This window comes from Enterococcus sp. DIV2449a, from assembly GCF_051711225.1.
GTDB classification, from domain to species: Bacteria; Bacillota; Bacilli; order Lactobacillales; family Enterococcaceae; genus Enterococcus_D; species Enterococcus_D casseliflavus.
Map to the genome: position 1 here is coordinate 2,355,257 of NZ_JBIOME010000001.1, position 18,860 is coordinate 2,374,116.

At 43.7% G+C, this 18,860-nt stretch carries 18 protein-coding genes and 1 other annotated feature; of the genes, 1 reads left to right on the forward strand and 17 read right to left on the reverse strand.

Annotated features, from left to right (window positions below; genetic code table 11):
• Nucleotides 1-53: 53 nt before the first annotated feature.
• From IGI76_RS11010 to rpsB, 8 genes are all read right to left on the reverse strand, one after another.
• Complete coding sequence (locus IGI76_RS11010) at nucleotides 54-1,763, reverse strand: proline--tRNA ligase (protein WP_005229438.1); 1,710 nt, start codon at nucleotides 1,761-1,763, stop codon at nucleotides 54-56.
• A 69-nt stretch (nucleotides 1,764-1,832) separates the two neighbouring features.
• Nucleotides 1,833-3,101 carry an RIP metalloprotease RseP gene (gene rseP, locus IGI76_RS11015; protein ID WP_005229437.1) on the reverse strand — a complete coding sequence of 423 codons (1,269 nt, stop codon included), beginning with the start codon at nucleotides 3,099-3,101 and terminating at the stop codon, nucleotides 1,833-1,835.
• Nucleotides 3,102-3,250: 149 nt separating this feature from the next.
• A complete protein-coding gene (locus tag IGI76_RS11020) occupies nucleotides 3,251-4,057 on the reverse strand; it encodes a phosphatidate cytidylyltransferase (RefSeq protein ID WP_010749318.1) in 807 nt (268 codons plus the stop codon).
• On the reverse strand, nucleotides 4,054-4,854 hold the full coding sequence (locus IGI76_RS11025; RefSeq protein ID WP_015510051.1) for an isoprenyl transferase: 801 nt from the start codon (nucleotides 4,852-4,854) through the stop codon (nucleotides 4,054-4,056). Before IGI76_RS11025 ends, IGI76_RS11020 begins: the two co-directional genes overlap by 4 nt.
• A 191-nt stretch (nucleotides 4,855-5,045) precedes the next feature.
• On the reverse strand, nucleotides 5,046-5,603 hold the full coding sequence (gene frr / locus IGI76_RS11030) for a ribosome recycling factor (RefSeq protein ID WP_005229434.1): 558 nt from the start codon (nucleotides 5,601-5,603) through the stop codon (nucleotides 5,046-5,048).
• A gap of 1 nt (nucleotide 5,604) precedes the next feature.
• Complete coding sequence (gene pyrH, locus IGI76_RS11035; RefSeq protein WP_005229433.1) at nucleotides 5,605-6,327, reverse strand: UMP kinase; 723 nt, start codon at nucleotides 6,325-6,327, stop codon at nucleotides 5,605-5,607.
• A gap of 147 nt (nucleotides 6,328-6,474) precedes the next feature.
• The gene (gene tsf, locus IGI76_RS11040; RefSeq protein WP_005229432.1) at nucleotides 6,475-7,356 is read right to left on the reverse strand and encodes a translation elongation factor Ts; all 882 of its coding nucleotides are present in this window, start codon (nucleotides 7,354-7,356) and stop codon (nucleotides 6,475-6,477) included.
• Nucleotides 7,357-7,466: 110 nt separating this feature from the next.
• Nucleotides 7,467-8,255, reverse strand: coding sequence for a 30S ribosomal protein S2 (rpsB, locus tag IGI76_RS11045; protein WP_005229426.1), 789 nt, complete (start codon nucleotides 8,253-8,255; stop codon nucleotides 7,467-7,469).
• A gap of 302 nt (nucleotides 8,256-8,557) precedes the next feature.
• Here rpsB and IGI76_RS11050 point away from each other — a divergent pair, with 302 nt between their 5' ends.
• On the forward strand, nucleotides 8,558-9,028 hold the full coding sequence (locus IGI76_RS11050; RefSeq protein ID WP_005229424.1) for an arginine repressor: 471 nt from the start codon (nucleotides 8,558-8,560) through the stop codon (nucleotides 9,026-9,028).
• Nucleotides 9,029-9,110: 82 nt separating this feature from the next.
• Here IGI76_RS11050 and argS read toward each other — a convergent pair whose 3' ends face one another.
• The 9 genes from argS to galE all read right to left on the reverse strand — a co-directional run bounded on the left by argS (nucleotide 9,111) and on the right by galE (nucleotide 18,847).
• Complete coding sequence (gene argS, locus IGI76_RS11055; protein ID WP_438781543.1) at nucleotides 9,111-10,802, reverse strand: arginine--tRNA ligase; 1,692 nt, start codon at nucleotides 10,800-10,802, stop codon at nucleotides 9,111-9,113.
• Nucleotides 10,803-10,929: 127 nt separating this feature from the next.
• Nucleotides 10,930-11,123, reverse strand: a binding site (T-box leader).
• Nucleotides 11,124-11,203: 80 nt separating this feature from the next.
• Nucleotides 11,204-12,217 carry an ornithine carbamoyltransferase gene (gene argF, locus IGI76_RS11060; protein WP_231435238.1) on the reverse strand — a complete coding sequence of 338 codons (1,014 nt, stop codon included), beginning with the start codon at nucleotides 12,215-12,217 and terminating at the stop codon, nucleotides 11,204-11,206.
• A gap of 137 nt (nucleotides 12,218-12,354) precedes the next feature.
• Nucleotides 12,355-13,374, reverse strand: a complete 1,020-nt coding sequence (gene tsaD, locus IGI76_RS11065; protein WP_438781544.1) for a tRNA (adenosine(37)-N6)-threonylcarbamoyltransferase complex transferase subunit TsaD — start codon at nucleotides 13,372-13,374, stop codon at nucleotides 12,355-12,357.
• The gene (gene rimI / locus IGI76_RS11070; protein WP_010749314.1) at nucleotides 13,367-13,840 is read right to left on the reverse strand and encodes a ribosomal protein S18-alanine N-acetyltransferase; all 474 of its coding nucleotides are present in this window, start codon (nucleotides 13,838-13,840) and stop codon (nucleotides 13,367-13,369) included. The genes tsaD and rimI (IGI76_RS11070) overlap by 8 nt, the downstream gene beginning before the upstream one ends.
• Complete coding sequence (gene rimI, locus IGI76_RS11075; RefSeq protein WP_142968309.1) at nucleotides 13,833-14,375, reverse strand: ribosomal protein S18-alanine N-acetyltransferase; 543 nt, start codon at nucleotides 14,373-14,375, stop codon at nucleotides 13,833-13,835. Before rimI (IGI76_RS11075) ends, rimI (IGI76_RS11070) begins: the two co-directional genes overlap by 8 nt.
• A complete protein-coding gene (gene tsaB, locus IGI76_RS11080) occupies nucleotides 14,359-15,084 on the reverse strand; it encodes a tRNA (adenosine(37)-N6)-threonylcarbamoyltransferase complex dimerization subunit type 1 TsaB (protein WP_010749312.1) in 726 nt (241 codons plus the stop codon). Before tsaB ends, rimI (IGI76_RS11075) begins: the two co-directional genes overlap by 17 nt.
• A 263-nt stretch (nucleotides 15,085-15,347) precedes the next feature.
• Complete coding sequence (locus tag IGI76_RS11085) at nucleotides 15,348-16,328, reverse strand: LacI family DNA-binding transcriptional regulator (protein ID WP_005229404.1); 981 nt, start codon at nucleotides 16,326-16,328, stop codon at nucleotides 15,348-15,350.
• Nucleotides 16,329-16,360: 32 nt separating this feature from the next.
• The gene (gene galT, locus IGI76_RS11090; protein WP_231435240.1) at nucleotides 16,361-17,845 is read right to left on the reverse strand and encodes a UDP-glucose--hexose-1-phosphate uridylyltransferase; all 1,485 of its coding nucleotides are present in this window, start codon (nucleotides 17,843-17,845) and stop codon (nucleotides 16,361-16,363) included.
• Between the two features lie 3 nt (nucleotides 17,846-17,848).
• Nucleotides 17,849-18,847 carry a UDP-glucose 4-epimerase GalE gene (gene galE, locus IGI76_RS11095; RefSeq protein ID WP_231435241.1) on the reverse strand — a complete coding sequence of 333 codons (999 nt, stop codon included), beginning with the start codon at nucleotides 18,845-18,847 and terminating at the stop codon, nucleotides 17,849-17,851.
• Nucleotides 18,848-18,860: the final 13 nt, after the last annotated feature.

Genomic DNA, 18,860 nt, shown 5'->3' on the forward strand with positions numbered 1-18,860 from the left:
ATCGAGAAAGGATTTCCTCTCTCGATCTGTTATTCATTCTTGTTCGTTCCTGTTTATTCCTGATTGGCTAACAAAATCGTCAAGGTCGAAGCGACTTCTTCTTTTCTCACTTCAACGGTCGCACCAGTATGCTTGATTTTGATCTCCACGATGCCTTCTACGGCTTTTTTACCGATAGTCAAGCGAATCGGACAGCCAATCAAATCGGCATCTGCAAATTTGACCCCTGCACGTTCATTGCGGTCATCTACCAGCACTTGATAGCCGACTTGGTTCATCATTTCTTCTACTTCTTCACTTAAGGCATTTTGATAGCTATCTTCAATCGACGTTTGAATGATATGCACATCAAATGGGGCAATTTCTTGGGGCCAATCGATCCCAAATTCATTGCCGTATTGTTCGACGATCGTTGAAAGCAGCCGAGAAACCCCCAGCCCATAACAGCCCATGATGATTGGCTGCTCATCGCCGTTTTCATCGACAACCGTCGCTTCTTGCGCCTCACTGTACTTGGTTCCTAACTTGAAGATATGCCCAACTTCGATTCCTCGCGTAAAGGTTAAGGTTCCTTTTCCATCTGGGGAAGGATCACCTTCTTGAACCAAGCGAAAATCGGCAAAGGCTAATGGTTGAAAATCACGCCCCACATTCGCATTGAGATAATAGCTTTGTTTTTCTGCCGCTGGAACGATCAGATTCGCCATATCTTGGACATGCTGATCGGCGTACAACTGGATCGAATCAGCAAGCGCAATGGGACTGCGCAGCTGCGTCTCACTCGTCAGATAAGACTCCGCTTCCTCAACAGTCAGCACCTTCACTTGATCAGCGGCTAAGTAATGCTTGACCTTTGTTTCATTGAGGCTGTGATCGCCTCGTAATAACACCATAATGACTTGCTCGTCAACGAGTAATAAAGATACTTGAACGATTTTTTGCAAGTCTGTTTCGTATGCCTGCGCCAGCTCCTCTAACGTTAAAGGCTCATCCTGAACAACTTTTTGTAATTCTAAATAGGTCTCGTGAGATTTTTTGGCGATGTATTGACTGGTTGCTAATTTCCAATTGGCGACATAATCGCTTTCGGTCGAGTAGCAGATCAGCTCTTCGCCGATCCCCGACAATGCCAAAAATTCTTTCGAATCTCTGCCACCCATCAAGCCATTGTCCCCGACCACTGCCCGATACTCGATCCCACAGCGTTTCAATATTGCATGATAAGCCATTTCGTAACGATTATAGGTTTGATCTAAGCTGGCTTCATCGGCATGAAAGGAATAGCCATCTTGCATGATAAATTCGCGGCTGCGGATCAATCCAAAGCGCGGCCGCTGTTCGTCCCGATATTTCGTTTGGATCTGATACAAGCTCAATGGCAGCCGTTTATAAGACGTGATCTCGTTTTTGATCAATGTCGTAAACGGCTCTTCATGAGTAGGTCCTAAAACGATCTCTCGTTCGTTTCGATCTGTTAATCGATACAAGGATTCACCATACAATGAGGCACGTCCTGACTCCTTCCATGGCTCATACGGAAGCAAAGAAGGCATCGCCATCTCTACGGCATCGATTTGTGCCAATTCTTCACGGATGACCCGCTTGATCTTTTCTAACACCCTTTGTGCTAGCGGCAAGTAAACATAAATGCCTGCCGCCACTTGTCGAATATACCCTGCCCTAACTAACAGTTGATGACTTAACGTCTCCGCATCGCTGGGGGTTTCCCGCAATGTCGGAATCAAACATTTTGACTGTTTCATTTTTTTCTCCTTTGCTACAAAAAATCATGTTCACCCGATCAACAATTGATTTGCTTGTGCGTCTTATTTTTAAAAGAAGAAACGTTGGATATCATTCCAGGTAACGAGAACCATCAGCAGCATCAAAAACCCAAACCCAATCAGAGTAATGATGCCTTCTTTTTCTTGGCTGATTGGCTTGCCTCGCAAACCTTCTAAAATATTTAAAACCAGCTTACCGCCATCCAATCCAGGAATCGGTAATAAATTAAAGATCCCCAAGTTGATAGAAATCATCGCCATCATCGCGATCACCGTTGTTACCCCTTGCGATGCAGCTTGAGAAGACAGTTGGAAAATCGCTACCGGTCCACCCAATTTATTGATATCTGGTTGGGCAATCAAGTTGCCGACTGCTCTAAAAATCACCAGTGAATTGTCAATGGTCGTTTGCAAGCCGCCCAGTAAGATATCTCCGATCCCAGTTTTTAAGGAAGCGGTGATCCCTAAGAAACCAATCGTGGTCTCCCCTGATTCTTGACTCGCAGGAGTTGCCGTCAAATCAAGTGTTTCTGATCCTCGTTTGACTGCTAGAGCAATCTGAGTATCTGGGTACTTTTGGATCTCAGTCGTTAATTCTGACCAGTTAGAAACATCGACACCTTCGACAGCTAAGATTTCATCGCCATTTTGCAGCCCTGCTTCAGCTGCCGGTGTTCCTGCTTCGATTCCTGTCACGATGGTTGCATCTTGATTCGCAACACCACCTTGTGCAAACACCAACCCAGTGAATAAGACCAAGGATAAAATAAAGTTGTTCATCGGTCCAGCAAAATTCGTCAGCATTCGCTGCCAAAGCTTTGCGGACTGGAATTGAACGTCTTTAGGTGCGATCCGAACTTCAACGCCATCTTCATGGATGATCGTTGCATCATGATCCACAGCGTACGTAATCGCTTCTTGTTCATTGCCATTGATGAACCCTGTGATCGTCAACTTCTCCTCCAAGTCAAAGTCGGTCACTTCCATAGGGATCGCTTGCGGCAATTGGATCTTTTTGCTCGTATTGATTTTGATAACTTTGCCAGTTGCATCTTGAACCAAGGAGACTGGCATACCTGGTGTTAATTCTGTTTCATCTTCACCCCAGCCCGCCATTTGGACATACCCGCCTAATGGCAGCATCCGAATCGTGTAGGTCGTCCCATCTTTCGCTTGATGCGCGAACAATTTAGGCCCCATACCGATGGCAAACTCTCTTACTAAAATACCTGCCCGTTTTGCAAAGAAGTAGTGTCCAAACTCGTGAATCACTACCACTACGGAAAAGATAATGATAAATACAAGTATCGTTTTCATGCTCGTTCCTCTCTTTCACAGCATCCCTCTCATTCAGGGCAGCCTTTCCTTATTTTATCACACCGATTCCCGTTGAGGAACTCACATTCCCGTTGTAACAAGAATTTAAAAAAAGAAGCGCAAGCCAAGCCTGCACTTCTAAATAATTTCTAAAAAACACCGAATAAATACATGATTGGAAACACAAACAGCATGCTATCGAAGCGATCCAAGATCCCGCCATGTCCTGGCAAAAGATTGCCTGAATCCTTCACGCCATAATGACGTTTAATTGCCGATTCCACTAAATCCCCGAATTGACCAGCGATCGAAAAGAGGACCGTCAATAAGATCATGATGGCACTACCATGTCCAAAATAATCTTTCCCTGGAAATGCTAGCAGATACAGACCGGCTACGACCACCGCAGCAGCAATCCCGCCTAGGGCCCCTTCGATCGTTTTATTAGGGGAAATCTCTGGCCATAATTTTCGTTGTCCGTAACGCCGTCCCACCATGTAAGCCCCAATATCCGTTGCCCACACGATAAACAGACCGAAAACTAAAACGACTAAGCCATCTGTTGCTGAACGTGCCGTCAAGAAACGTTCAAACCCGACACCCGTATATAAGCTGACGATCACTGGAAAACCAGCTTCATCGATAGTATACGTATTTTTAGAAATAACCGCGATCCCTAGTAATAAAAGGACGATTACATAATACAAGGCACTTTTATCTGTGCCCTCTGGCAAAAAGAAAAACCAGCGTTCTTGAGGTAAAACTAAAATCACCGCACCGATGATTGAAAGAATTCCTTCAAAACTGAAAACAGCTAGTCCTTTCATCCGAAATAATTCATAAACACCAATCCCTGCCATCGCTGCTGCCAGCAATTCGACGGCAATGCCGCCAACGTAAATAATTGGCAGGAAAAAGGCTAATGCGACGACCGCAGTGATTACACGTTGTCTCACTCTTCTTCCTCCTTCGTTTTCAAACCGCCAAAACGCCGGTTTCGTTGTTGAAAGCTCCCGATCGCATCTTCTAGTAAAGCAGCATCGAAATCAGGCCAGAGCGCTTTCGTAAAGAATAATTCGCTGTAAGCAATCTGCCATAACAAGAAGTTGCTGATACGTTCTTCGCCACTCGTGCGAATCACCAATTCAGGATCACGTAACGCGTTTGGCAAAAAACCAGTCATCAAATGTGTCGCCAGCATGTCTTCCGTGAGCTTGGGCAGGGCTTCCTCCGAAGCTGCAAGCTCTTCATAAAGGGCTTGGACCGCAGTCAAAATTTCTGCGCGGCTGCCGTAATTTAAAGCAAAATTCAAGATCATCCCAGTATTATCTTTGGTTTGGTCAATCGCTCGCTTGACCGCTTCTTGTGTGTGTTCGGGTAAAGATTCCGTGAACCCCATCACTTTGACTTGAACATTTTCTTTGATCAGCTCAGGAACAAACGTGTCGAAAAAGTCGACGGGCAGTTGCATCAAAAAGTCCACTTCTTCGTTTGGCCGTTTCCAATTCTCTGTTGAAAACGCATAAAGAGTCAATACTTTCACACCAAGGTGTGAAGCATGTTTCGTGATCTTTTTTACCGTCTCCATGCCTTCTTTGTGACCAGCTACTCTTGGCAAGCGCCGGTTTTGCGCCCATCTGCCATTGCCATCCATAATGATCGCGATGTGTTGGGGAATCGGCAGTGATGGATCAAATTCATGTTCAGCCGCTTCTTTGATATATTTGTCTTTTTGTGGAAAAAAACGCAGCATCGTATTCGCTCCTCTTCCAATTCTTGAAATTCATCTTTTACATTATAACAATAATCAGATTTCTTGCCTATGAAAACCAAGAAAAGATTTCCATATTAAGAAAAAACAAAAAAACAGTCGTGATATTCAAGTACATACGGCACTTTCGACCATAAAAAAAGAGCCGCTGAAGCGACTCTTCGTCATTCCTTTTAAACCTCAAGTAGCTCTTGCTCTTTTTCAGCTGCGATCGCATCGATTTCTTTGATGCTGTTATCTGTAGCAGTTTGCACTTCTTTTTCAGATTCACGCAAATCATCTTCTGTGATATCGCCAGCTTTTTCTTGTTTCTTGTAAGCTTCCATCGCATCACGGCGAATGTTACGGACCGCGATTTTCGCATTTTCAGCTTCTTTTTTCACGTCTTTGGCTAATTCTTTACGACGTTCTTCCGTTAATTGAGGAATCACCAAACGAATGACTGTTCCGTCATTGGCAGGCGTGATACCAATATCACTTTGCATGATAGCTTTTTCTACTTCTTGGATCATTGTTTTGTCAAAAGGTGTGATCATCAAAATTCTTGCTTCTGGAATCGTAATTGAAGCCATTTGGTTCAAGGGTGTTGGTACACCATAGTAAGTAACCATTACGCGGTCTAAGATGCTCGCATTCGCGCGGCCAGCACGGATTTGTCCTAATTCCCGCTGCAAGTTTTCTGCTGCTTTTTTCATTTTGTCTTTTGCTTCTGTTAAAATTTTGTCAGCCATGTTATTTCCCCCTTACTGTCGTTCCAATATGTTCACCTAAAATGGCGCGGCGAATGTTTCCATGCTCATTCAAGTTGAATACGACTAATGGAATATCGTTGTCCATACTTAATGAACTTGCGGTTGAATCCATTACTTGCAATCCTTTAGAAATGACTTCTAAATGGGTCAATTCTTCAAATTTCACAGCACTTTGGTCCGTTTTAGGATCTGCTGAGTAGACGCCATCAACATTGTTTTTCGCCATCAAAATGACATCAGCGTTGATTTCAGCTGCCCGTAAGGCTGCGGTCGTATCAGTTGAGAAATAAGGGTTGCCGGTTCCGCCTGCAAAAATGACGACCCGCCCTTTTTCTAAGTGACGTTCTGCTCTGCGACGAATATAAGGCTCTGCGATTTGACGCATTTCGATCGAAGTTTGGACACGCGTTGGTACACCAGCGTTTTCTAGTGTGTCTTGTAATGCTAAAGCATTCATCACAGTCGCTAACATGCCCATGTAATCAGCTTGTGCTCTTTCCATCCCCATTTGCGCGCCGATTTGTCCACGCCAAATGTTTCCGCCGCCGACCACGATCGCCATCTGTACGCCTAATTCGTGGACTTCCTTGATCTCTTTAACGATCTCTTGGATCGTCGGTGGTTTGATCCCAAAGCCTTCGTCACCCGCTAATGCTTCACCACTTAATTTTAATACAACACGTTGATATTTTGGTTTGCCCATCATGATTCCTCCGTACATTCTCCAATTCTATTGTAGCATATTGGTGCTCTTTCGTTGAAAATTATCTACACTATTTCTTCAAAAACCGTTTTTGCTTAAAAAAAGGGAGCGCACTTCCATGCGTTCCCATCTGTTCGAGGAACAGAATTATTTTTTCACTTGGCTCATTACTTCTTCAACGAAGTTGTCTTCGCGTTTTTCGATACCTTCGCCGACTTCAAAGCGGACAAAAGATTTCACAGTTGCGCCTTTTGATGCAACATATTTTTCAACTGTCATATCTGGGTCTTTAACGAATGGTTGGTCAACCAAAGCGATTTCTGCTTTAAATTTCTTCAAGCGTCCTTCAACCATTTTTTCAACGATGTTCGCTGGTTTGCCTTCGTTCAATGCTTGTTCTGTCAAGACTTGTTTTTCATGATCCAATTCTTCTTGAGAGATTTGTGCTTCGTTCACGTAGCGAGGGTTGATCGCTGCAACGTGCATTGCAACATCTTTCGCAACTGATTCGTCAGTTGTTCCTTCAAGAACAGTCAATACAGCAATACGTCCGCCCATGTGTAGGTAACCGCCGAAAGCAGCATTGTCATCTTTTTCAACAACTTCAAAACGACGGAAGCTGATTTTTTCTCCGATTACTTGTGTTGCTTCGATCAACGCAGCATCCATTGTGCCTTTAGAAGTTTCTAATTTTAAAGCAGCATCCATATCAGCTGGTTTGTTTGCTGCGATTACTTCAGCGATTTCTTTTACTAAGTCTTGGAACATTTCGTTTTTAGAAACGAAGTCAGTTTCTGAGTTCACTTCAACGATTGCTGCTGTGTTGCCGTTGATCGCCACAGATGCTAAACCTTCAGCAGCAATACGGTCGTTTTTCTTCGCAGCTTTTGCCATACCTTTTTCACGTAATAAGTCTACGGCTTTTTCGATGTCGCCTTCTACTTCAACTAATGCACGTTTTGCGTCCATCATTCCTACACCAGTCATATCGCGTAATTCTTTTACTAATTTAGCTGTTACTTCTGCCATTTTTTGTTTCCTCCTAAATGTTTTTAAACAAGATTGCTTGTCTTTAAAAAAAGCTGTTTCAAAGGAGAGTGAGGCTTGGCGCCTAGCCTTTGAAACAGCTCCATCATTTATTATTCAGCTGATGCGTTGTCGCCTTCGACAACATCAACGATTTCTTCGATTGAAGTTGCGTTTTCTGTTGATTCAGCAGCAAAATCTTCTTCTGCTACTTGGTCTTCGCCTTGGTTACCTTCGATGAAAGCATCTGCCATTTTCGCAGTGATCAATTTAACGGCACGAATAGCGTCATCATTTGATGGGATAACAACATCGATTTCGTCTGGATCACAGTTTGTATCGACCATCGCTACGATCGGGATATTTAATTTGCGTGCTTCTTGGATCGCGATACGTTCTTTACGTGGGTCAACAACGTACATTACATCTGGAATTCTTGGCATATCAGCGATACCGCCTAAGAATTTTTCAAGACGTTCGCGCTCTTTGTTCAAGCCAACGACTTCTTTTTTAGGAAGAACAGCAAATGTGCCATCTTCTTCCATTTTGTTGATTTGTTTCAAACGAGCAACACGTTTTTGGATTGTTTCCCAGTTTGTCAAAGTTCCACCTAACCAACGATGGTTAACATAGTATTGACCTGAACGGATTGCTTCTTCTTTGATTGCTTCTTGTGCTTGTTTTTTAGTACCTACGAACAATGCAACGCCGCCTTCTTCAGCAACATTTTTCATGTAGTCGTAAGCTGCGTCTACTAATTTCACTGTTTTTTGCAAATCAATGATGTAGATGCCGTTTCTTTCTGTGAAGATATATTTCTTCATTTTTGGGTTCCAGCGACGAGTTTGGTGACCAAAGTGTACGCCGGCTTCTAGTAATTGTTTCATTGAGATTACTGCCATGTTGTGTTTCCTCCAATTTGGTTTTTTTGTTTTCCTCTCTTGCTCTTTTACTCCTTGAAGAACTGAATCGATCAGCACCGCTTCGCAGATGGAACAAGATGTGGGATTGACGTGAAAAACTCACGCCTTAAACAGTATACAGTAGCTAAAAAAGAAATGCAACTGATTCAAATGAAAAACTACGATTCGTGGTCCAGCTTTTTTTTAACGTTCTAATTCTTTTCTTATTATATCTAGGTTTTTTCGGCTTTATCTGCTATGATAAGGCTGACTTAATCAATCATGCTTAAAGGAGTTTACCTATGCGAAAAGCTGATCGCCATTTACTTATTAGACAAATCATTACTGAACATACTGTACGCACGCAAGAAGAATTATTGCAGCAATTGGAAGCCCAAGGCGTCTCCGCCACGCAAGCGACCATCTCTCGCGATATTCGTGATTTGAAAATCGTGAAAGTGCCCGATGAAACAGGTCAGACGAAGTTTGTCATTTTTCAAGGAATGCAATCGTCAGAAGATGAAAAAGAAGAAGAGCAGCGTTTGATACAGATGATCGAAGACGTTGTCACTAAAGTAGATCGTGTGCAATTTATGACGTTGATCCATACCGTTGCGGACAATGCGCCTTTGCTTTCGGCTGCGATCGATGAAGTGACTATGCCAGAAAAAGTTTGCTCGTTGGCGGGCTTTGATACAGTAGCGGTGATTTCCCGCAGCGACGAAGATGCTGAAACTTTTTATCAATTTATCAGAAACCACGCGGTCTTATAAGACACCGAACAAATGTGACCTATCTGTATTTTTACTACAAAAAAGCTGTGTCTTTGTCGAAACAAGGACACAGCTTTTTTTGTTACATTTTGTCGGGTGCATGTAAACCAAGCAACCGTAAATCTTCTTTTAATAAGGTCGTTACTGCATAAACTAGAGCCAGACGTGCGTCTTTTTCCGCATCTTCAGCCAAGATTTTCACATTGGCGTAATACTTATTAAAGGCCTGTGCCAATTTGATGGCATGTTTAGCAATGACGGATGGTTCATATTTTTCTGCTGCTTGCAGCACGGTTTCTGGGTAGCGCTGAATCAATTTGACGACTTCCCAGCTCTCAGTATCTGCCAATGACAAACTGCTGACAACAGCAGGATCAAAGTCGGCTTTTTCAAGAATGCTCATGGCACGGGCATGAGAATATTGCACATAGGGTCCGGTCTCTCCTTCAAAACGGACAACTTCTTCTAGCGTAAAGTCGAAATTATTCAAACGGTCATTTTTCAAGTCGTGGAAAACGACTGCCCCGACACCGACTTGTTTTGCAACTTCTTCTTTGTTTTCAAGCGTTGGGTTCTTTTCAGTGATTTGTTCTTTCGCCGAATCGATCGCTTCATTCAATACTTCTTCTAAAAGAACGATCTTCCCTTTTCTCGTAGATAATTTTTTCCCATCTTTGGTGATCAATCCAAATGGTACGTGGGTCATATCATCTGCCCACTCAAAGCCCATTTCCTTCAAAACAGCTTTTAATTGCTTGAAGTGATAACTTTGCTCATTTCCTACCACGTACAATGATTTGGCAAAATTGTAGGTCCGTTTGCGGTACAGCGCTGCGGCCATGTCCCGTGTGATGTAAAGAGTCGCACCATCGGATTTGCGGATCAAGGCTGGATTTAAGTCATACGCAGCCAAATCAACGATCTCTGCCCCTTGGTCTTCTTTCAACAAGTGTTTTTCCTCTAATAATTCCACGACTTCTGTCATTTTATCATTATAGAAAGCTTCGCCATTCAATGAATCAAAGGAAACTTCCAACATATCATAGATTTTATTGAATTCTTTTAATGATTCATCACGGAACCATTGCCACAAATCCATTGCTTCTTGGTCACCATCTTCTAGTTTCTTGAACCAAGCTCTCGCATCATCTTCTAATTGTTTATCTGTCTCGGCAGCTTCGTGAAAATCAACATACAAACGCAACAGTTCGTTGATTGGTTCCGCTTTGACCGCTTCTTCTGACCCCCATTTTTTATAGGCCACGATCAATTTCCCAAATTGTGTGCCCCAGTCGCCTAAATGGTTGATGCGAATTGGCTGGTAACCGATTTTTTCTAAAATAAAGCCGATTGAGTTACCGATCACAGTGGAACGCAAATGCCCCATTGAGATGGGTTTGGCAATATTTGGTGAAGACATATCGATGGGTACTGCTTGCTGATTGCCGATGGTTTGATCGCCAAAATGATTTTTTTCTTTGAGAACCATCTCTAAGACGTGGGCAGAGATTGCTTTTTTATCCATAAAGAAGTTTAAATATGGACCGACCACTTCAATTTTTTCAAAAGACGCTTGATCGATTTTTTCTGCTAAGTCTGCGGCAATTTGCTGCGGCGCTTTCCGATAGACTTTTGCTAGCGAGAAGGCTGGGAATGCCACATCCCCATGGTCAGCTGACTTTGGATTTTCCAGTAATTGCTGAACTTGTTCGATCGATAGATCTTCTTTTACTACTTGATGGATGGCTTGTGCGACGATTTCTTTGTTATTCATAGTATCCCTCCTATAATGACTGAGCCCATGTTTTGATGAAAAGTTGTTTGAAGCAAGCAAACAGTTGTATGTTTTTCATGCAAGAAATTATTGATAAAAACAAAAAAGCCTCTAGCGCATAACATGCACTAGAGACGAGATTTCCCGCGGTACCACTCTGATTGTCCTTTTCGGACCTACTTTTTTCTGATAACGGCAGAATTCCGTTTGCTTGGCAAATTCTCACAAGTGCGTTTCACAATCTGATCAATTCGGCTTCCACCACCCCGAACTCGCTAACTGATACTCGAATCGCTACTTCTCTTGTTTCATCAAATCAAGGCTATTTACTTCCCAGAAAGTATAGCAAAGAAATGTTTGTTTGGCTAGCGAGATTTTGGCATTTTCAAAAAAAAATTATTTTATACTTTAGGAATAAATAGATCTCCAGCAGTCACTGCCATGATCGCTTTGATTGAGTGCAAACGATTTTCGGCTTGATCAAATTGACGGGCATACTTGCTACGAAAGACCTCATCAGTGACTTCCATCTCAGAAATTCCATACGCCTGCGCTGCTTTTTTGCCATACGTGGTCTGATCATCATGAAATGCTGGCAAACAATGCATAAAAATCACTTGATCGTTTTGTGTTTTTTTCATCAACGATTGGTTGACTTGATACGGCAGCAGCTGTTCAATCCGCTCTTGGAATTTTTCTTCTTCACCCATTGATACCCAAACATCGGTATACACGACATCAGCGCCTAAAACACCTTGATCCACATCATCAGTCACCAAAATCTTTGCGCCCGATTGCTTGGCATAGGCTTGTGCCTGTGCGATGATGGTTGCTTCTGGCTGCAAGACTTTCGGAGTGACGACATGAATATTGACCCCTAAAATCGCACTGGTCACTAATAAAGAATTAGCGACATTGTTGCGCCCATCCCCACAGTATGCGATGGTCAAGCCAGTCAGCTCACCGAAGTTTTCTTGAATGGTTAAAAAGTCAGCGATCATTTGCGTTGGATGCCATTCATCCGTTAAACCATTCCAAACAGGTACGCCTGAATAGTTGGCCAGATCTTCGACAACCTGTTGGCTAAAGCCGCGAAACTCGATCCCGTCAAACATACGGCCGAATACTTTGGCGGTATCTTCAACGGATTCTTTAGACCCCAACTGAATATCATTGGCCCCTAAAAATTCCGGATGTGCCCCCAGATCCACCGCTGCAACCGTAAAGGCTGCTCGCGTCCGTGTCGAATTCTTTTCAAACAAAAGTGCAATATTTTTTCCTTCTAAGTAGCGATGTGGTTGATTGTTGGCCTTCATCCCTTTCAAGTGCTGGGAAAAATCAATCAAATATTGTAGTTCTTCTTTTGTAAAATCCTTTTCTGCTAAAAAACTGCGTCCTTTAAAAACCGATGTCATTGCATACCCGCCCTTCAATTAACTAATAATTATACATGATAATATCAAATTATGAAATAAAATACAACAAAATCTTCTATTTGCTCATAAAGAAACCAAAAAAAAACACCTAAGAACGGATCTTAGGTGCAATCATCTTAAGAAATCGTATGGGCAAAGCTGACACTTGGATCAGCATTCAATGAAAGATCTGCTAAGCGCTGCTTTTTCAACGCAACATGGGCATAAGCTCCAATCATGGCCGCATTATCTCCGCAAAGACTCAACGGTGGAATCAACAATTCCACTTCCGGCAATTCCTGCATCGCTTTTTGTAAAGCGTCACGCAAGCCTTGATTCGCCGCGACTCCCCCAGCAACGATCAGCTGGTTTACAGGATAAGCTTGGCATGCCCGCAACGTTTTGTGAACCAATACTTCGACAACGCTGGCTTGGAAACTAGCTGCTAGATTTTCTACTGACAAAGCTTCCTCTCTTTGCTGTGCATTATGCACAAAATTGATAAAGGAACTCTTTAAGCCGCTGAAACTAAAATCAAAATTATCTTCTTGTATCATTGCTCGAGGAAAGTGATACGTATCACTGCCTAGATGCGCAAGGCGATCAATTTCTTTCCCACTAGGATAAGGCAAACCTAGAACACGACCGACTTTGTCATAGGCTTCACCAGCGGCATCATCTCTCGTTTCACCGATGATCTCAAAAGAGCCATCTTCTGCCATATACACCAATTCGGTGTGGCCACCACTGACCAATAACGCCATTAAAGGAAAAACCAATGGCTTCACTAGGCGAGCTGCATAAATATGTCCTGCCATGTGATTGACCGGAATCAGCGGTAAGCTGTGGGCCCACGCAAAGGCTTTTGCTGCAGAAAGCCCAATCAACAGTGCCCCAACCAACCCTGGACCATAGGTAACAGCAACAGCTGACAACTCTTCAGGTTGGGTGTCGGCCTGTGTCAATGCTTCTTCGATACATAAAGTAATCTGTTCGACATGGTGACGACTAGCGACTTCTGGTACGACACCGCCGAAGCGCTGGTGGCTCTTGATCTGCGAAGCAACAATGTTACTTAAAATGGTGTCGCCGTTTTTAATCACTGCCACACTGGTTTCATCACAACTGCTTTCAATGGCTAAAATCAATTCATTCATTTGATTTTTGTCCGCCTACTTTCTTTTCCATAATCAACGCATCCTCTTCTGGATGACTGTAATATTTTTTTCTACGACCGATGACTGTATAGCCCATACGTAAATAAAGAGCTTGTGCTTGCAAATTCGACACACGCACTTCAAGATAGATGCGCCGACCATCGGTTTGTTCCACGAGCGATTCCATTTGCTTCAACAATTCTTTCGCCAAACCACGACCTTGATACGCTGGTAAAACCGCTACATTAAACAACTCTGCTTCATCCAGCACTTGCTGAAAACAGAGAAACCCCATTAGCTCTTGATTGGTTTTTCCATAACGGAACAAATAGCGACTGTTGCTGTTTTGCAAATCTTGTTGAAATTGCTGCACATTCCAAGGCGAGCCAAAGGGATAGCTCTGATCTGCCAATGACCAGAGCATTTGCGGTGTCGGGATCGTTTGATCTGCTTGTTCGTTAGTCATTTAAAAATTTCACCATATCCAATGCGTCTTCATTGCCTTCGGTGTAGTACGCCGTTTTGATCGCCTGTGAAACAAACCCGAGGGTCCGATACAAACGTTGCGCATCACGATTGCCCAGGCGAACTTCTAATGTCAAACGGTCGCATTTGTTTTTCCGTGCATAACGTTCGATTTCTCCTAGCAAGAAAGAACCGATCCCTTTTCCTTGATAATCAGGAATGATCGCGATATTGGTGATATGGGCATCAGCGCCTAAAATCCGCACCCCGATAAACCCAATCATCCGCTCATTATGCAAGATGCCCAAATAAAGATGTTTGACCCGTGAATAAAGTTCTGACAAAAAGGCGCTCTTGGTCCAAGGCAGTTCCCCCGCATACACGAGACGCTCCACCTGCAGCAGCTCTTTAATGTCATCTCCGACTAATTCACGAACAACGTACATTTCCCCTCGTATCTCTTTTTTACGCTCTGGGTATTGAATCTGACGGAAAAGGGCCAGCTTTCCCGTCATCGTTTTAAATTTTTTCAACATAGGCATCCACTCCCGGTTCATGCGAGGCTAACCATTTTTCTTCGGCTTCAACTAATTTTAAATAGTCTGGTACAAAATCATGGATCGAAGCGACCGGCGCTTCTTCTTTCGCAATAGCAGCTAAAACAACGCCATTCGGGTAATTCCATAACGATACTTGATTGATATGGGCTGTCGGCAGTTCCGCCTCGATCATGTCTTTAAATTTGATGGTATCGGCGCCGACAAATAGCACTTCTTGACCATCGACTGCTTTTAACTGGGTCAATAATTCAGACAGTGAGATATGCTGGTCTTTGATCCTTGTTTCTAAGGTCCCATTATGCCATTGGTAGGCACCTGCGTAGACATTTTGACGGCGAGCGTCAAACAACGGCACGATCACTTGCGATACGCCCACACAATTGGCAGCGACTGCTTTCAAACTAGAAACACCAATCAGCGGGATGTTCAATGTTTGCGCCAGCGTTTTTGCTGTTGTGACGCCGATTCGCAAACCTGTATACGAACCAGGACCTTTCGCAACAACGATTTGCTCCAGCTCTTTAGGTGCCATCCCCACCGCTTGCATCAATCCATCAATGGCAGGCATCAATGCTGTGCTGTGGTTTTTGATCGCCATCGTCTGGCTTTGTCCCAACACTTCTTGACCATCGACCACCGCAACCGCCAGTGTCTGGTTTGAGGTATCAATCGCTAATGTTTTCATCTATCTTCTCCCCATTCAAAAAACTCTCTCATATTCTACCATATTCTAATCAAATGCCCAACCAAGTCTCCAAAAAGATGCCTGCGTTTAGAAAAAAAGCAATAGGACAACAATACCCGAACCTTTGAAAAAAGCAAGCACGGCTGCAGCTGCAAACCGACGAGGCTGTTTAAAGGTTCGGGTAAGACGATAGTCATTTTTTGTTATTCCATTAAAACTCAGTTGACGTGTGTAACGACATCCTTCGGTGATTCAACTGGTTGCTAGGAGGATTGGCGCGTGATCAGTTCCGTTGCGATCGTAACTTTGCGAGGAACGGGTGCTGCATTCGTAATGATATCCAGCAAGGTCGTCACTGCCAGCTCCCCCAACCATTCCGTATGAACTTTGATGGTTGACAGCGTCGGAAAGACGTACTTTGCAACACTGACATCGTTGAAGCCGATAATTGCGATCTCCTCAGGAATCTTGATGTTTTTTTCTTGCAAAGCACGCATAGCGCCAATCGCTAAGGCATCACTGGAAGCAAATAAAGCACTTGGCAACTCTTTGTTTTGCTGCAAATACTCTTTCATCGCCTCATAACCGCCCTCTACTGTAAACGGTGCGCTGAGGTGATATTGCGGGTGGTGCAGCTTCAACCGACGGAGCCGTTCCTCAAAAATTCGGCGCCGAGGGTCTTCGATTTCTTGGTGATGATCCTTGGTAAACTCAACGCCTGATAACAAGCCGATCCTTTGGTGGCCTTTTGCAATAAAGTCATCGATCACTAAATCCACCGCTTGTTGAAAGTCCACCACCAGAGAATTGACGCCCTGAGCCAATGCGTCAAAATCGACCATCAACAAATTGGCTTGGCTTTTTTTCAATTGTCGAATCTGGTGATCATCAAATTTCCCTAGTGCAATCGTTCCATCGACTGCGGTATCAGTCAATCCTTCGTAGGGTTCTTTCAGCAAACGAATCCCTAATTCTTCGGTTTTGTTTTCAATCCCGATACGGATCGCTAAATAGTAAAGATCTGCTAATTCTTCCTCGGTATCAAACCATTGGATCAAGCGCATACTACTGGTTTCTGGCTGACTCTTTTTTTTATGTTTTGTGTAATTGAGTGCTTCTGCGGCTTTAAAAATTTTCTCTTTGGTTTCAGAACTGACCGATAATTCTGAATCGTAATTCAGCACCCGTGATACAGTGGCTGGCGAGACGCCAGCCTGTTGTGCAATATCTTTGATCGTTGCCATCTTCCAGCCTCCTTTTTTTGCGGGGAACTTTTTTATAAAGTAGTTATAAAGCGAGCAAAGGCCGCTTGCCCTGTCTGGTCTCGCTTGAAGACGCCTGCATGCGTCAATACTTGCGTAAAGACTTCCCCTAATGCATTACGCAAAATCTGCGACACGTTATCGGCATTGCATTCTGGGTGCTGGGCTTTGATCGCATCTGCCCAAGGAATATGGTATGCCGCGATTTGATTGGGCTGATCCAATAGATAAGCAGTCACTTCTTCTAGTTCCGGAGCTAAACGCGGCGGGAGAACTGCCAAGCCCATGACTTCAATCAATCCGATATTTTCTTTTTTGATATGCTGCACTTCTTGATGCGGATGAAAAATGCCGTCAGGATGTTCTTTGGAAACATTATTATCCCGCAAGACTAAGTCCATTTCAAACAGCTCTCCTTGCTTGCGTGCGATCGGTGTCACCGTATGATGAGGCGTTCCATCTTCTGAAAAGGCATTGATCGAAACACTTGGATCTGAGTACTGTTGCCATTGGGCTAACACATATTGGCAAGCGGCGGCTAATTTTTGTTTGTTTTTCGCTTGTAGTCGTATCACCGACATTGGCCACTTCACGATCCCCGCAGCGACATCAGGAAAACCAGTTAAAGAAAAGTGTTGCTCGATCGGCGCTTTTGCCATGGCAAACGTGTGCCGTCCCCCTTGATAATGGTCATGAGACAAGATCGAACCCCCAACGATCGGCAGATCGGCATTGGACCCGACAAAATAATGCGGCATCACTTCAATGATCTGCAACAAGCGAGCGAAGGTTTGCAAATTGATTTTCATAGGACGATGGTCTAAAGAGAGAAAAATCGAATGCTCATTGTAGTAGGCATAGGGCGAATATTGAAAGCCCCATGCTTCATTATCCAAATTCATACGGATGATCCGATGGTTGGTCCGCGCTGGATAATTGACTCGTCCTTGGTAGCCTTCATTTTCCAAACACAACATACATTTCGGATAATCTACAGAAGCAGCAGCTCCTTCTTTCGCTATTTGCTTGGGATCTTTTTCAGGTTTTGATAAATTGATCGTGATCTCGATCTCCCCATATTCGGTATCAACTGGGAACACGATATTCTTTGCGATGGCCCGAGTCTTGATGTAATCATTTTGACGGCACAGCTCAAAGAAATAATCCGTCGCTTCTTTAGGATCATTGGCATAATGCTGCGCAAAAAAAGCATTGACTACTGAAGGCGGTGGCGTCAAAAAGTCCATCAACTGGGCTTCAAAGATTTCTCTTTCTGCGTGAGAATCGCCAATTTGCTGATTGCTCAAAGCGCATGCCACCAGCTCGTCCATCAAATCAATGGAGGAACGATCGACAGAACGAATTTCGCTGGGCTCAAAAACAGCTTCCCCGATCATGGCTAGTACTCGGTTTTGCAAATAAATACGATCCATTTCCATCCAGCCGCCAGCCTTGATTGCTAAAGTGACGAAATCGCTGATTGTTTGGCTGATCGTCATTGGTTATTCCTCCTGCCCTTGATACCCATTTGGATGGCTGACATGCCAATTCCAAGCAGTCTCGATGATTGCTTCGACGTCGGTATAGACTGGTTTCCAGCCTAAAACCTTTCGTGCTTTTTCACTCGATGCCACTAAGGTACTTGGATCACCGGCACGGCGAGGCGCCACTCTGGCTGGGATCTCTTTTTTCGTTACATTGCGAGCAGCTTCCACCATTTCTTTCACAGAGTACCCATGATTGCTGCCTAAATTGAAAACATTGCTCTCATTGCCTTTTTGTAAATATTCTAATGCCAACAGGTGAGCAGCGATCAGATCTTCGACATGGACATAATCGCGAACACAAGTACCATCTGGAGTATCGTAATCCTCCCCAAAAATCGCTACCTCTTTGCGTTGTCCTAAAGCAGCTTGCAAGATGATCGGTACTAAGTGTGTTTCTGGATCATGGTCTTCACCAATCGAAGCATCCGACTTCGCGCCAGCCACATTGAAATAACGCAATGCGACATACTTCATTCCATAGGCTTCATCGCACCAACGCATCATTTTTTCCATGATCAACTTGCTTTCGCCATATGGATTTTTAGGATTTGTTGGGATTTCTTCCGTGATTGGACTATGGTCAGGTTCCCCATAAGTTGCTGCTGTAGAGGAAAAGACGATATGTTTCACTTGATGTTCCTTCATCACTTCTAAGAGGATCTGCATCCCATACACATTATTGTTGAAATACTTCAATGGTTTTTCCACAGATTCTCCCACCAAAGAACTGGCAGCAAAGTGAATCACGCCATCGATCGTTTCTTTTTCAAATACCGATTGTAAAAATGCTTTGTCGCGAATATCTCCTTCATAAAAGGTTGCTGCTGGATGGATCGCTTGGCGATGTCCTGTCAGCAAATTGTCAACGACAACGACTTGTTTTCCTTGTTCGATCAATTGATCGACTGCATGAGAACCGATATAGCCGGCTCCTCCTAATACTAAAATCGCCATATTTTCAGCCTTC